The sequence below is a fragment of the Flavobacterium aquiphilum genome (assembly GCF_027111335.1).
Classification (GTDB): Bacteria; Bacteroidota; Bacteroidia; order Flavobacteriales; family Flavobacteriaceae; genus Flavobacterium; species Flavobacterium aquiphilum.
Map to the genome: position 1 here is coordinate 3496786 of NZ_CP114288.1, position 15699 is coordinate 3512484.

At 33.3% G+C, this 15699-nt stretch carries 9 protein-coding genes; 5 read left to right on the forward strand and 4 right to left on the reverse strand.

The genetic code is table 11. The features are described 5' to 3' along the window. Positions 1 to 203: 203 nt before the first annotated feature. From OZP12_RS14245 to OZP12_RS14255, 3 genes are all read left to right on the forward strand, one after another. Positions 204 to 1385 (forward strand): glycoside hydrolase family 88 protein, encoded by a 1182-nt coding sequence (locus OZP12_RS14245; RefSeq protein WP_281225695.1) that lies wholly within the window; start codon positions 204 to 206, stop codon positions 1383 to 1385. A 90-nt stretch (positions 1386 to 1475) separates the two neighbouring features. Further along, a complete protein-coding gene (locus OZP12_RS14250; protein WP_281225696.1) occupies positions 1476 to 3833 on the forward strand; it encodes a glycoside hydrolase family 2 protein in 2358 nt (785 codons plus the stop codon). A 54-nt stretch (positions 3834 to 3887) separates the two neighbouring features. Next, on the forward strand, positions 3888 to 5687 hold the full coding sequence (locus OZP12_RS14255) for a glycoside hydrolase family 2 protein (protein WP_281225697.1): 1800 nt from the start codon (positions 3888 to 3890) through the stop codon (positions 5685 to 5687). Between the two features lie 89 nt (positions 5688 to 5776). Here the strand turns inward: OZP12_RS14255 and OZP12_RS14260 are convergent, their stop codons facing one another. The 3 genes from OZP12_RS14260 to mprF all read right to left on the reverse strand — a co-directional run bounded on the left by OZP12_RS14260 (position 5777) and on the right by mprF (position 13055). Next, positions 5777 to 7063, reverse strand: coding sequence for a BNR repeat-containing protein (locus tag OZP12_RS14260; RefSeq protein WP_281225698.1), 1287 nt, complete (start codon positions 7061 to 7063; stop codon positions 5777 to 5779). Positions 7064 to 7120: 57 nt separating this feature from the next. Then, positions 7121 to 9913, reverse strand: coding sequence for an outer membrane beta-barrel protein (locus OZP12_RS14265; RefSeq protein WP_281225699.1), 2793 nt, complete (start codon positions 9911 to 9913; stop codon positions 7121 to 7123). Positions 9914 to 10427: 514 nt separating this feature from the next. After that, entirely contained in the window at positions 10428 to 13055 is a 2628-nt protein-coding gene (mprF, locus tag OZP12_RS14270; RefSeq protein WP_281225700.1) for a bifunctional lysylphosphatidylglycerol flippase/synthetase MprF, read from the reverse strand. A gap of 824 nt (positions 13056 to 13879) precedes the next feature. On the opposite strand from mprF, the gene OZP12_RS14275 reads away from it, so the two are divergent. Both OZP12_RS14275 and OZP12_RS14280 read left to right on the forward strand, forming a co-directional pair. Next, positions 13880 to 14023 carry a tail fiber protein gene (locus OZP12_RS14275; RefSeq protein ID WP_281225701.1) on the forward strand — a complete coding sequence of 48 codons (144 nt, stop codon included), beginning with the start codon at positions 13880 to 13882 and terminating at the stop codon, positions 14021 to 14023. 49 nt (positions 14024 to 14072) lie between these two features. Further along, positions 14073 to 14627: a phage tail protein gene (locus OZP12_RS14280; RefSeq protein WP_281225702.1), complete on the forward strand. Its 555-nt coding sequence runs from the start codon at positions 14073 to 14075 to the stop codon at positions 14625 to 14627. A 9-nt stretch (positions 14628 to 14636) separates the two neighbouring features. On the opposite strand, the gene OZP12_RS14285 is transcribed toward OZP12_RS14280, so the two are convergent. After that, on the reverse strand, positions 14637 to 15653 hold the full coding sequence (locus tag OZP12_RS14285; RefSeq protein ID WP_281225703.1) for an SAM-dependent methyltransferase: 1017 nt from the start codon (positions 15651 to 15653) through the stop codon (positions 14637 to 14639). Between the last annotated feature and the right edge of the window lie 46 nt (positions 15654 to 15699).

Consider the following 15699-nt stretch of genomic DNA (forward strand, 5'->3'; position numbering starts at 1 on the left):
CCTTTTTTGTATTCCTATATTCTGCCGCTCTGATACATTTGCAATATGAAAATCAAAAACACAAACCTTTTATTACTTCAAATTCTACTTGCAATTGTCATAATTGGAATGAGTTTATTGCTTTTCTATTTTATCTAACATTAACCTTAAATCAATAAATATTACAAGCCAAATTATCTTGGTTATAAAAACATTAGTTAGTTATGAATAAAGTTAATTTCATTTCTGTAGTTCTTGGGTTTGCATCGCTGGCAACAGCGTGCAGATCCGGAATTAATTCTCCAAACCACACAGCTTCGGCAGAAAATAATCTTCTGGAAACCCGTTACAAAATGTTACTTGATTACCCTGTTGATTCGATGTCGATGCCCAGAAGTATGACTATTAAAACCAATACTATCAAAAAAGTATCCTCAAGAGACTGGACGAGTGGTTTTTTTGCCGGAAACCTTTGGCAGTTGTACCAGCTTACAGGCGATTCCAAATACAAAGAACTAGCTCAAAAATGGACCTCTTTCAGTAAAAAAGAAAGCCTTAATAATGATTCACATGATGTAGGTTTTAAAGTGTATTGCAGTTTTGGAGAAGCGCTAAAAGTGGAAAACAAGAAAGAATACAAAGACGTGGTTATTAAAGGTGCCGAAACTTTATCCAAAAGATTTAATCCAACAGTAGGTGCCATTCGTTCCTGGGATTTCAATAAAAATGTTTGGGACTATCCCGTAATTATTGACAATATGATGAATCTGGAACTTCTTTTTGAAGCTACAAAATTATCAGGAAATCCAAAATATCGTGACATAGCGATTCAACATGCTAATGCGACTTTAAATAATCAATTTAGAGAGGACAATAGTTGCTACCACGTTATTGATTACGATCCAAATACTGGCAATGTCAGAAAGAAAACGACGTTGCAGGGATACAATGATGATTCGGTTTGGGCACGCGGTCAAGCTTGGGCAGTTTACGGTTTTACCATGTCCTACAGATATACAAAAGATGCAGCTTATTTAAAACAAGCCGAAGCTACAGCAATGTTTTTTATGACAAATAAAAATCTGCCTGAGGATGGAATTCCGTATTGGGATTTAAAAGATCCAAGTATTCCAAATTCGGCCAGAGATGTTTCTGCTGCAATGATTATGGCATCCGCTTTATACGAATTATACGGTTATACCAAAAATGAAAGTTATTTGGCCTTTGCCAATAAAGTAATGGCATCTGTACAATCAGATAAGTATATTTTAGATTCAAAAATTAAGGCGCCTTTTGTACTCGATCACAGCACAGGAAACTGGCCAAAACACGATGAAATTGACGAACCAATAATCTATGCTGATTACTATTTCCTTGAAGCGTTGCTAAGAAAGAAAGCCTTATAATATATGAAAAAATCACATTATAGTACATTTTCGATTATTGCGTTTTTTGTTATGTTTCAAATTTGTCTGGGCAGTTTTGCTCAGACAAAGATGAACATTAATAACGATTGGCTTTATCTTGAAAACCATACATCAAATCTAAGCGAGGCTCAAAAAAACTCAAACTGGGTCTCTTTAAACTTACCACACACTTGGAATGCCGAAGATGCCACCGATTTAAGCCCCGGATACAGGCGCGATGCAAGTTGGTATCAAAAAAAACTAAATATTCCACAAATTGATAAAAACAGGCGTTACTCTTTATATTTTGAAGGATCAAACATTACGACCAAAGTATATGTAAACGGTAAAGAAGCCGGTTCGCATATTGGCGGATATATTGGTTTTACAATCGACATTACTAATTTTATCAAAGAAGGAAACAACGACATTTTTGTTCGGGTTGATAATAGTTATGATATTGAAATTATTCCGTCTCAAAAAAGCGATTTCTTTATTTACGGAGGAATTACTCGTGATGTTTGGTTAGTATCCAAATACAAAAATCATATTGAGGATGTAAAAATTACAACTCCTCATGTTTCGGCTAAAAATGCTTCGGTACAAATTATTTCTTCAATAGTGAATGCTGAAAATTCAAAAGATTTATCGTTAACCCTAACTTTAAAAAATCCGAAAGGAAAAAAAATAGTCAGCAAAACTATTCCGGTTTCAGATAAAACTTCGACGATCACTTTTGAAAATATCAAAAACCCTGAACTTTGGGATACCGAAAATCCGAATCTATATACACTAACGGTTTTGTTATCAGAAAAAAAACAAATCAAAGATTCTATTAATGAAAAAATAGGTTTTAGATGGTTTGAGTTTAAAGATCACGGACCATTTTACCTTAACGGAAAACGTCTGCTTATTCGTGGTACACACCGTCATGAAGAACAAGCAGGAGTTGGTGCTGCAATGAGCAATGCACAGCATCGCGCCGATATGGAATCGATCAAAAAAATGGGGGCAAATTTTGTTCGTTTAGCTCATTACCCACAAGACCCTGAAATTTATAAAGCTTGTGATGAACTGGGTATATTGGTTTGGGATGAATTGCCTTGGTGTCGTGGAGGCATTGGAGATGAACTTTGGCAGACCAATGCTAAAAATATGCTGAACGAGATGATTAATCAGAATTTCAACCATCCGAGCATTATTATTTGGTCACTAGGAAATGAAATCAACTGGCTTCCCGATTTTCCTGACGGCGACAATGCCGAAAGAACAAATATCTTTTTAACCGAATTAAATACTATTGCGCACAAACTGGATCCGAGCAGAAAAACGGCTATCAGAAAATATTATGAAGGCTCACATATTGTAGATGTCTTCTCCCCTTCTATTTGGTCTGGCTGGTATTCCGGAAGTTATAAAAGCTATCAAAAAGCAATTGATGTTTATAAAAAAGAATACAAACATTTTATCCACGCTGAATATGGCGGAGACAGTCATGTTGGCCGTCACAGTGAAAACCCCATTACAGGTGAAAGCCTGATAAAATCGGATGGTTGGGAAGAACCAATTGTCCAAACGAAAATTACCAATATTGCCCAGATTGGGGATTGGAGCGAAAATTACATTGTTGATTTGTTTGATTGGCACTTGCATATATCCGAGAATGACCCAACTTTTGTAGGTAACATACAATGGGCATTTAAGGATTTTGCAACGCCGTTACGGCCAGAAGACGATATTCCGTATATGAATCAAAAAGGATTGGTTGATCGAAACGGAAATCCCAAAGATGCTTATTATGTTTTTAAAAGCTATTGGAGTAATGAACCTTTTACTTATATAGAATCACATACATGGACAGAACGCCAGGGACCAGAAAACACACCTAGGACAATCAGTGTTTTCAGTAATTGCGAAAAAGTCACTTTGTATCATGATGGAAAATCCCTCGGAGAAAAACAACGAAATCTATCCCTATATCCTGCAAATGGTTTAACTTGGGATGTAAATTTTAAAAAGGGAGATAATATTTTAATTTCCATAGGCAAAAACAAAGATGGAAAAACGGTTTCTGACACACTAAAAGTCAATTATCGATTTGTAAAAAATGATGCCGCTGTGTCGTTGCAATTATCTTCGGAAAAATTAAAAAATGGTAATTATCTGGTAACAGCAATTGCAATTGACAATAATAACTTACGCTGTTTGGATTATGAACAAAGTGTTTATTTTCAATGCTTAAAAGGCGGTAAAACCTTAAAAAATCAAGGAACACCAACCGGAAGCGAATCCATCAAAATGGCAAACGGAAAAGCTTCTATTGAAGTTATTCCAGATGGATCAAACAATCCGATTGAGATGACGGCACTGAACCAAAGTTTTAAAGGGGAATATTTAAAAATACCGGTAACCGATAATCTCACAAAGTCAATTTCGCAAAAAAATTAAGTTTTAATAAATGCCTAAATTATAGCAAAGACAACAAAACACAAATTATAAAAAATGAAAAAACTATTAACCGCACTACTCCTAACATCTTCTGTTTTTGGATTTGCTCAAAATCTAATCTCAAATGTTCCAAATAGAAATACTACTTCTTTAAACGGTGTTTGGAATTATATCGTCGATCCTTATCAAACTGGGTTTTACAGCTTTCATCTAGATCAATATGACAAACAGGAAAAAGCACCAAAATCGGCATTCTACAGTAATTATCATGCTGTAAACAAGCAAGAATTGGTTGAATATGATTTTGACAAATCGCCAACAATCAATATTCCAAGCGATTGGAATTCACAAGTTCCTGAACTTAAATATTACGAAGGAAATGTTTGGTTCAAAAAATCTTTCGATTATAATTTGGCCGCTAAAAAACGTCTTTTTATCTATTTGGGCGCCATCAATTACAAAGCGGATGTTTATTTAAACGGAAAAAAACTGGGAACACATGAAGGCGGATTTACACCATTTAATTATGAAATAACTTCAGTTGTAAAACCAAAAGACAATTATTTGGTCATCAAAGTGGATAATACCCGTCACAAAGAAGATGTACCTACTGTAAATACTGACTGGTGGAATTATGGCGGAATCACCCGTGATGTGACTTTAATTGAAGAAGATGCTTCTTTTGTGGAAGATTATAATATTCAGCTTAAAAAAGGTAACAAAGATTTAATTTCAGGTTTTATCAAAGTCAATAATCCAGATGCTTTACAGAATGTGGTAACAATTTCTATCCCTGAATTAAAAATCAATTACAAAGGAAAAATTAGCGCCGACGGAATTTTAAATTTTGAAATTCCTGTCAAAAAAGTCTCTTATTGGTCACCGGAAAATCCAAAATTGTATGACGTAACTATTGATTATAATGGACAGAAACTTAAAGATAACATTGGTTTCAGAACGATTGAAACACAAGAAGACAAAATTTTATTAAACGGAAAACCAATCTTTTTGCGTGGTATTTCGATTCACGAAGAAAATGCTAAAGGTGGTAGAGCCAACACTGAAGAAGATGCTTTGCGCTTGTTAAACTGGGCAAAAGAGTTGGGTTGTAACTATGTTCGTCTGGCGCATTACCCACATAATGAAAACATCATCAGAGAAGCTGATAAAATGGGTTTAATGGTTTGGGAAGAAATTCCGGTTTACTGGACAGTGGAATTCACCAATCAAAAAACCTATCAAAATGCGCAAGATCAATTGACTGCCGCGATAACAAGAGACAAAAACAGAGCTTGTATCATTATTTGGTCTATCGCAAATGAAACTCCAGTTTCTGATGCCCGAAATACATTCATCAAGAATTTAGCCGCTTACACAAAGTCTCTTGATAATACAAGATTAATCAGTGCGGCTTTATTGACACATAATGGAATGATTGATGACGAAATTGGCAAATCTCTTGATATTATTGCTTTCAATCAATATTTAGGCTGGTACGGAGGAAACTTGGAAGATGCCGAAAAAATGTCTTGGAAAACGCCATACAACAAACCCGTAATTGTTTCTGAATTTGGAGGTGGTGCAAAAGCAGGTTTTCATGGAGAAAAAAACGAACGCTGGACTGAAGAATATCAGGAATATTTATACATTCAGAATTTAAAAATGATTGAAAAAATCCCTCACCTAAGCGGATTAAGTCCTTGGATTCTGGTTGATTTCAGGTCGCCAAAAAGATTACTTCCTGGCATTCAGGACGGATACAACCGAAAAGGACTTATATCAAATGATGGTCAAAAAAAGAAAGCTTTTTACATTATGCAGGATTGGTATGCAAAGAAGAAAAAAGAACAATAATTGTATCTCAAGTATATGAACTAAATAAATTAAAAAATGGGGTTTGTCGACCCCATTTTTCTTTATTTAAAAACTCAAGCTTATCAAGTTTATTTAAAATTATTTACACTTACAATTTTCACCATTTGAGCTGGTTTGTTTTCGGATTTTTCTCCATCACCTTGCCCCGTTTGTTGCACAAATAAATCGAGTTTTCCTTTACTTTGCCATAATTCTGTATCATAAGATGGTTCCCATAAACCTACATCAACATTGCTTACGTCTGTAATATTCCAAATCCCATTCCCTTTTATTTTTTTAGTTGCTATAGAGATTTTATTTCCGCGTTCTTCATCCCTAAAAATGACACTAATTCTTTCATCATTGGCTACAATTTGTGGTCGGGAAATCGGAATACGTTTGGTTCCCACTCCACTTAAAGAAAAAGGAGTCTTCCTATCGGAAACTTGTTGAACATCCCATTTTTTTCCATTGAAATAAATAAGATGATATTGCGGAATGGTAGAATTCTGTTCTCTCCAATACGTAGCTATATAAGGATTCCCTTTTGCATCTGTCGTCATAGATGTTGAATTAATCAATTCACTTTTTTGAGGAATCGTGATAATTGGTTTTACGCTATTCAAATTCATTGGAATCACAAGAGTTTGCTTCTCTGATGAAATCCATGTTTTTCCTCCATCTAATGACTTTGCATAATTCATATCATGATTGGTTGCCACATCACTTGACTCTCTCCAAACCCAACTTAAATGAAAAACTCCTTGCTTATCGATGCAAGCTTGCCAGTAAGCATTTCGTTCGCCTTGCCCATCAATCAAATTATTATGGATACGCTCCCATTTTTTTGTTTTGATGTGGTATCTGTTTAAAACTAAATTTCCTTGTCCCGATGCACCTTCTCTATACAAAAAAAGTAAATCACCACTCTTTAACTTGTAAAATTCTGGATAGGTAACTTTGGTTTCGTTTTGTCCAGTCATTGGTTGTTCCTCACCTAAATCCAAGGAGTTTGGAGCAATACTCTTAGCATATCGCAATTTATTTCCATGATGGTCCCAAGAAATATGTAAAAACCCGTCACCATCAACAATAATACTAATTGAATTATGGGCATCTTTATAATTTCCTTTGTAGGCTGTTTTTTTGATGTTCCAGTTATTAGAACCCAACGTTCTTTTGGCAAGGATCACATTGCCAATAGAATCGTAATACGAAGTATACTGTGTGTTTTTAAAAGTCACCACCGAGTTTTTCCTAAAAACAACAGTATTAACACTATTACCCGCCCAACCTAAACCTACATTTGAAGCTTCTTGGGCATTTCCAAAAGTTGAAATTAGTACCAACAAAAAAAACAGTTTTATAGACTTCATTGCTTTTTGATTTTTTTAATTCTGGATCATTATAAAATACGTTGACACAAAAATAGCTTATTTTTTCACTTCCGGTTTAGTTTCCTTTTTCTCTTGCTCTTCTTTTATTTCCAATTTCTTTCCAAACTTTTTAAATTTATACGTAAGCGAAAGCATTCCATAACGTTTCAAAACAGTGTTTTCCGAATCCACTATCGATGTTGCAGATATAGTTCGTTTGGCGCTTTGGTTTTGATCCAAAATATCATAAACTTTTACTTTAAATATCCAATTGTCATCTTTTGATTTATAAGATAAACTCGTATTCCACAAATAAAAATCTTTTTTAAATCCTCCTGAAATATTCGAATTATAATTATAACTAAAATCATTCCCAAAAACCCATTGTTTATAAAAATAATTGGTTGCTTCTATCTTGAAATTATGTTCTCTGTTTGAAGTTTCATCAATACTGTAGTTGTCATAATTGGTTTTACTAAATGTAAAATTATAGGATGGACGCAACGTAAAAAATGTTCCATAATCATACGAGAAAGATACTCCTGGATTTAGGCTTTTTATCTCAGCCGAATACAATTTCGTATTGGTGTATCCTTTTGCTAGTTCATATCCGCCGTAAAATTTCAATGAATATTTAAAAGTATTCAACTCTTTTTTATAGGTTTTGTCCCAATTGGCTCCTCCATTGAAATTGTAAGTTCCTGAAATATTGGCATAAGTTGTAGTTTGTTTTCCATTCTCATCATAAAATGAAGTAGTGACAATACCGCTATCTCTGTAATTAGCATTTGCATAAATATTAAGTCCCGTATTACGAGCTGTATCAAAATTTGAAAAACCCAAATTGCCATAGTGACTTTTTCCTGGATTCAAATTACTATTCCCTACAACCGTATTCAATGGGTTAGAAAGATCGATTACTGGCAATAGTTGTTGAGCTGAAGGCAAATTAATTTGACGATAATAATATGAATAAAAACTTTTTGATTTTGATAATTTGTAATTCATATAGAAACTTCCGTTGGGAAGCACATAATTTTTTTCCAAATCAGTATTGATACCTAAATAATTAGAATGATTGTTTGTAGTCGCTGAATATGTTCCAATACTCGCTCTCATTGTAAGATTTTTTTTCCTAACCATAAATGCAGCACTAGGTTCTAATGTGGTAGTTCTAGAATTATAATATTTTGACAGTAGTTCATTTCTATCTGAATATCCTGCTGCTGTGTTATCAAAGTCGAAAGTATTATCGTCTTGTATCGATTTTTCCGAATTTGTGTATACACTTACTGAAACAGACAAAGAATCAGTTATAGGTTCCGAATATTGAGCAAATAAACCGTATCTATCATATGAATTTTTAGATAATACATTTTGATTTCGAATATCATCCGGCGTTGCGTCCTGATAAAATTTAGTAATCGAATTATTAAACGAATCGGAGTGTTTTTTTGAATTGGAATTAGATAAGGAAGCATTAAAGAAGCGTCCTTTTTTATTCAGTGTTCTACTAAAATATAACCAGTTATCAATTCTATCAGAATCGCTCTTGCTATTATTCTTGGTACTGCTTTCATTCATTAATTGATTGTTATCGTCTCGAGAAGAGGAATGCGAGGTATAATCACCCATTATTGACGATGTTGACATTTTTGGGCTCATTATAATTCTGGTCTTGTCATTGATTTTATAATCAAATTCAAAATTAGCATCATGTCCTTCATTTAATTGATTGCTTGCAGATTCTGATTCGGTAAAGATATTTCCACTTGGTAAAAAATCCGCCCTTGAAGTTTTGTTGCGGTTTTCATTGTCCAAATTTCTATAATTGTATGCCATGTGTGAATTGAAATCCTTTACAAATTCGTCGTCATAATTTAATCCGACAGTACTCGAACGAGTTATCCCGGCTGAATTACCCGAATTAGAATTATTACCTCCCATAAATCGAACACTGCTATTATTCCTTCCTCCTCCCATATTGTCAAAAACATCGTCCATGGAAAATCCTGTAGCATTGATATTGTTGGACGAAGCAATAGCAGTAATACGGCGTTTGTTTTTGAAATAACTGGCTATTCCACTCGTTTCATAGCGATTATCGGTGCCGTAACCTGCCATAAATTTCCCGAAAAAACCTTTGTTTTTATCTTCCTGTAAAACCAGATTTATGGTTGTAGTATTTGAGCTTGACTCTTGTTTGGTCATTTCTTCTTCTTTTGTTTTGGTATTAGAGACCTGCACTTTTTTAATCATGTCAGCCGTTAAATTCTGAAGTGCAATCTTTCCATCTTCACTAAAAAAAGGCTTACCATTAACCAAGATTTTGTCAACCGCTTTTCCATTGATAGTTATATTCTTGTTCTCATCTATTGAGGCTCCAGGCAAGCGTCTAATCAAAGCTTCCACATTCGCGTCTGGGCGCACTTTGAAAGAAGCAGCATTAAATTCTAAAGTATCTTTTTTAATTTTGACGGGAGGAGCTTCATTTTTCACTACAACTTCAGAAAGTACTATTCCTTTTTTCAAAATCGATATAACTCCAAAATCCTTATTCTCGGTACAGGAATTCTCCTTGATGGTATGATTTCCGTAACCTGTTGCCGAAATTTTCATAAAAAAGGGAACAGTAATTTTTTTAGTATCGATCTTAAAATTTCCATTCTTATCCGAAACAGTATAATCAATTACAGTAGAATCTTTGACGCTGGTAATGTAAACAGTTGCTTCTTCTATTGGGGCTGATGTCTCTTTATCCAAAAGCTTTCCTTTTAAGGTTACTTTGGTTTGGGCATCGGCAAAAAAACAAATAAAGCAAGTAATGATCTGAAAGTAAATTTTATTCATACGGTAATAATTTAATTTTTTAAAAAATTGATTTAACTGCTATGACTGATGCTTATATTGTTTTTTTGTAAGTTTTTTTAAGCATTTCCAAACCTAGTAATTAATACTTTAAAAAAAATTTAATTAAACGTTAAAAAAAACGAAATAAAATTAATTTTATAACAACTATTTAAATTTCTAAAATTATAACAGTATCAAAATTTATAAGGAGTTCTGAGAATGATTTTAATGTAGAAATGAATGCCGAAGAGTAAATTACCCATTGGGTGAAATTATTCGATTTGTTCGCATACATTGCATTAACTAAACCACTCTACAATAAAAGTTCGGAGATCTGTTTTACGAGAAGCTGAAAGTCAGCAAGGTTCGATTCCGAAAATTTTATGAAATTGCCACAGATTCACAGATTAAAATGATCTTAAAATCTGTGAATCTGTGGTAAATGAATATTTTTTAGAAGCTAAAAGCGAATGTACTAAAGTGCATAGTTTTAAACTTTATTTGAAACTAATAATTATGGTTTTATCACTTTATTTAAAACAATGGGAACTTGTAATAAATCATAATCATGGGTATAAATCAAATATTTATTATGCCATACAGGAGAGAATTTTTCTTTAAAATCCCTCAAGCCTTTATAATGTGAAAAAAAATGAATCCTTTCATAGGCAAACTTCATTGATTTTTCAGGAAAAGTATGCGCTTCTTCTATCCCACTCATTGCGGCAAATCCTAAATTTACTGAGGTGCAACCTTTAGACTTTAAATACGTAAAAAGTTCAACAAGAATAAAATCCATAATTCCGTTTGGAGCATCATTCGTTTTACGTATCAAATCATAAGTACCCTCTCCTTTTGCATAATCGGGAATTACATTTAAAAAAGCCACTACTTTTTCCTCTGAGTTTTCGACAGTAATAACGGTTTGCTGTTTGAGTTCATCCCAATTAAACATTCCCTGAGAAAAAATGATTTCACTTTTTCCAGTACTGGTCAACCATTCATCACTTACTGATTTTATTTTTTGCAAAAGCCCTTCTTTTATTGGTGCCGCATGAACTGAAGTTTTATATCCCTTCTCTTTTACTTTGCTTATCGCATTACGCAGTGATTTTTTTGCACCGCCTTCTAAAGTAAAAGTCGATAAATCGACTACTCCTTCCTGTCCTATAAACAAACTCTTTTTTCTGAGTAAGAAATAAATCTTTAAATCTTCTTCAGGGACCCGGTAATAAATACTACGCAATCCATTTTCATAACAATAAGTATCAAATTCGAGTATGCATTGTTTGATTCCCGCATCCGATTCGGCAACAGGATTTTCTAAAACCACAGCAAAATTTTCTATCACACGATAAGCCAAAAACGCTCTTTTACTTTTTGATACAAAAATAATTTTATCATCGTACGTTTTAAAATAATCCAAAGCAGAAGTCCCATACTGATTCAAAAGAGAATTGGCTGTTACAAAATCATCCTCTACTACCTCATTTTTGATAGTATAGGGACGAATTAGCGCATAGATTAAAAAACCTAAAGACAGAAAACCGCAAATATTTATAGAAAGTAAAAAGTGTCTGGCAAAACTATCAAGAGGAACCAAATCTGAACTGCCTATCAAAAAGTAATTTTGCAACGCATATCTAATAGACTGCAACCAATGAAAATCAATATCAAAATGTTTTTTATCCAAAAAATAAAACCCCAAAACACTGTATATTAAAACAGCCGCAATACTTACTAAAACTGTTTTTAAACCTATACTTTGCAAATGTGAATTGCTTTTTATATAATATTCTTTTTTGGTAAGAAGTAAACTAACAACAACAATCAAAGCTACCAAAGCTTCTTCATAATCTATGGCTTTTGTGAGGTGACCAACGACAGAAACTCCGCTTAAGAAAATAGCGAACCACCAAGCAGTCCGCAATCCTTTTAGCATAAACGCAGAATTGACTAACAAAAATATTCCGGCAGTGATTACAAAAATATTGGAAGCTTTGATAGCCGAAATAGGAATTAGGTTTTCTAAAACATGCAACCTTTCTGAAATTGCTGGTGTTAAAACAGAAAAAATATTTATTAATCCTAATGCAAAAAGTAAAAATGAAGGTGCAATTCGAAGCAACAACTTATTGACATTAACTAAAAAAAGTGAAGCTCCAAACAGTAACGGAATCCAAAATTCGAAGAAGCGATATAAAAAAGTTACTGCAATAGCATCGACATTTTTAAAACCAAATTGGATCAATATAAAACTCATTGAAATTTCTATAGCACCAAGTCCACGCAGAAAAGGAGAAACAATCAAAAATATAACCGAAACAATATAACCCATCACAGCGGCAGACAATGATGGTGAAAATCCCAAGGCAACCATTGCTATATACAAATGTCCAATCCCAACAAATTCGATAAGTATGGAATAAAAAACAATTTGAAAAAATTTCTTTTTGTCGATTTTGTTGTTCTGCAAATCATATATAAACACCTCCGCAGACGGGAAAAACTTTAGTATTAGTCGATATAGCTTTCCTTTTTTTAAAATTGAAGAATAGATAAAAAAGATAAGCAAACTTAATCCTGCGATTGCACCAAACGCATACCACTCACCTGATCCTACTATCCCTTCAAAAAAAGAATAAATCAGAGCCGGTATCGCTACAATGATTACAGAAAGAATACCAACAAAACCATATAATATTGAAGCAAAATGAATTTGTGTTGGTTTCACTCCTTCCTTTTCAATTGGTTTTGTGAAAAAGACTAAAGAAGAAATCCCTCCTGCCGGTAAAAATACACTAACAAAATTTCGCTTAAGGAATAGAACTACTGCTTGTTTAAATGAAATATGGCTTTGGATAGCTTTAAAAGAGGCAAAATACATTAGTGCCTGCAAGACAATATAGATCACAGCTAAAATAATTCCACTGAAAACCCAAAAACCGCTGGCATTTGCAATTACATTTTTTACTTCCCTTAACTCTGAATGCTCATGCTTAATAAACCAAATTCCAATTCCGATAAAAAAAATAGTCAAAACAAATTGTCTGATAATTTTATCATTTTCATGCAGAAATGAAGTTCCTTTTCTTTCTTTAAAAAAACTAAAAAATTTGTTGGAAATGGTTACTGTTTTCATATTTATATCTGCGGGTAGTTTATCTATGAAAAATCTAATTTTAACACATATAAATATACTAATATTCAGTCAATTGAAAACCAACAATAAGATACAAAATAGAATTTAAGTTACAGCTTCCAGCTCATTACCTAAACAAACTATTACTTTAGGGAAAAGTGTAAAGCCAATCATTGAATCGAGGGTTTCAATTGATGTTGTTAAACCTATCGTAAATTCTCCAAAAGTATTCCATTCCCAACGCACGAACAGGAGTTGGATTATCTGAAAGAATGAAAGTTGTAATTAAAATGATCAAAAAACATATATTGATCTCGCAGCTGCAATAAATTGTGAATTTATATTGATTTGGTCTATAATAAAGTAAATTTTTGCAATTCTAGTAGCATCTAACATAGAGACTACTCAAAATTTATCTTATTGATTTTAAACCATTTACACATACAAGTAATCTGTTTTTTTTAATATATATATTTATTTTTTTACTTCGAACTAACTTTAATTTGTCATTTTATTTTGGAATAGTTAGCAAAATTGGACTTTTATTTATCTCAAAAACTTTGCTTTTTTTAAGCCTAACTACTATCAATTACATCATCTGAATTGTAACTATATCCATTTTTAACATCTTCATCATTAAAAGCCATTTCTTACATATATCAATTTTCTTCTCTCATGACAAGAAAAAGGCACCTTATACCATTTCTCCATAAAAAAATACAAAATTATCTAATTTTATCATGATTAACGAGAACAGGTATATATACGTATATCCTGTTCACATTTTTTTTATTTATTTAATTTTTAATTCTAAAAAAAAAACTATGTCAACAGAACCATTTATTGGAGAAACTAAAATTTTAGGATTCAATTTTGCGCCACGCGAATATATGCCCTACCAAGGACAAATTTTGTCAATTGAACAAAATACAGCTTTATTTTCATTACAGCTCGAAAGTAATTTTTAATTTATCAATATAAATACTAAATAAACACTAACCTTTAAAAATAAACACTATGGATGAATACATTGGAATCGTAAAACTTTTCGCAGGGAATTTCGCCCCAAAAGGATGGGCCTTATGCAATGGACAAATATTGCCAATTTCGCAGAATGTAGCATTATTTTCAATTTTAGGTACCACTTACGGCGGAGATGGTCAGTCCACTTTTGCATTGCCTAATTTACAGGGAGCAGTACCTCTTGGTGCAGGAACCAGAAATGGCGAAACCTATGACTTAGGAGAAGCTGCCGGTACTCCAAGTACAAGTATTTTAACTAGCAACTTACCGGCACACGCTCACACTGGCCCTGGTACTATAGCCGTAGCCAACACAAACTCTACCGCTTCAATACCAACAACAGGGTCTTCTATCGCTATTCCTGGATCAGTCATTTCAAGAGTCTTTACACCAACATTAGGCTTTGCAACATCAACCCCAAATGTAAATTTAGCAACTAGTATTACTACAGGTACCACTGGTAGTAATATTCCAATTTCAATAATGCAACCTTATTTGGCTATGAACTATATCATCTGCACTGAAGGTATTTTTCCTTCCAGAAATTAAACTTTACAGTCATTCTTTTAGAGCAAGATTATAGGTCCATTGCGGTATTTCACAATAGTCATATACTAATTGAATTCCTGAGTAACCGATAAGATTATACATAGATACAACACAATAAGGATTTGTTATATAAGACTCCGCAGTTTTTAACTCAATGTCTCCAAATACCTTAATTTCAGTAAAAATGCATACATCAGGTTGGTTACTAAAATCAGCAGGCAGGGTATAAAAGCGACTCTCCAATTTTGAATTGTGATTTTCCCTGCCTAAATGTTCTTTGTTTATTGTAAATAATCTATCTACAAATACATTCTTAGGATAGGGCTGCATTTTTTTGTAGCCCTTTACTTCATACGAAGTATTGTTAAGATAAGGCTCGTGATTAAAAAAGGTATAAGCAAGATCGATCCTTATTTCTTCCGGAATTAAGATGGCATCAGGAGTTAACTGTTTCATAAGATTTCTCATAATTGCCACTTGAGGTTCCCGGGTAAGAGCATAATGCATGGTTTCGGATATTGCCAGATCTATAGTAAAACCTTCCGGTTTAGTATACGTGATGGCGTCAGTCTCTATTAATTGAAGCTGATAATCCTCAAGACCAATAACGGCTAACAACTGTTGTACTGCTACTATTGATTCTGCATTAATATCTAATAAAACAGCATTAATCCTCTCTTTATCAAATAATGGAAGTAAAGGCAGAATTAATGTTGCATAAGGACCACATCCGGCATAGAGAATATTAATGCTTCTTTCGGGAAAATCGGTACACAGTTTAGTTAAAGCTTTGTGAATCCCTTTTATAAAAAAAACGGTACGCAAATAGTCATCAACACAGTCTGCAGCTCCGGAGCTTGATAAAGCTACACCTCCTTTTACGAGAATTTCATTGTCTGCTGAAATTGCAAGCATAGTCTTTTTTTTATAAAAACATGAAAGCTTTTGGGCACATTCTATGTGTTCATCAACCGTATTTGATGCAAGGATAGACTCCACAATAAACATAAGTTCCTGTTTATACATATTTTAAAACTTTAGTATCTGACTTTTTTCAAGTTAGAAATATAGG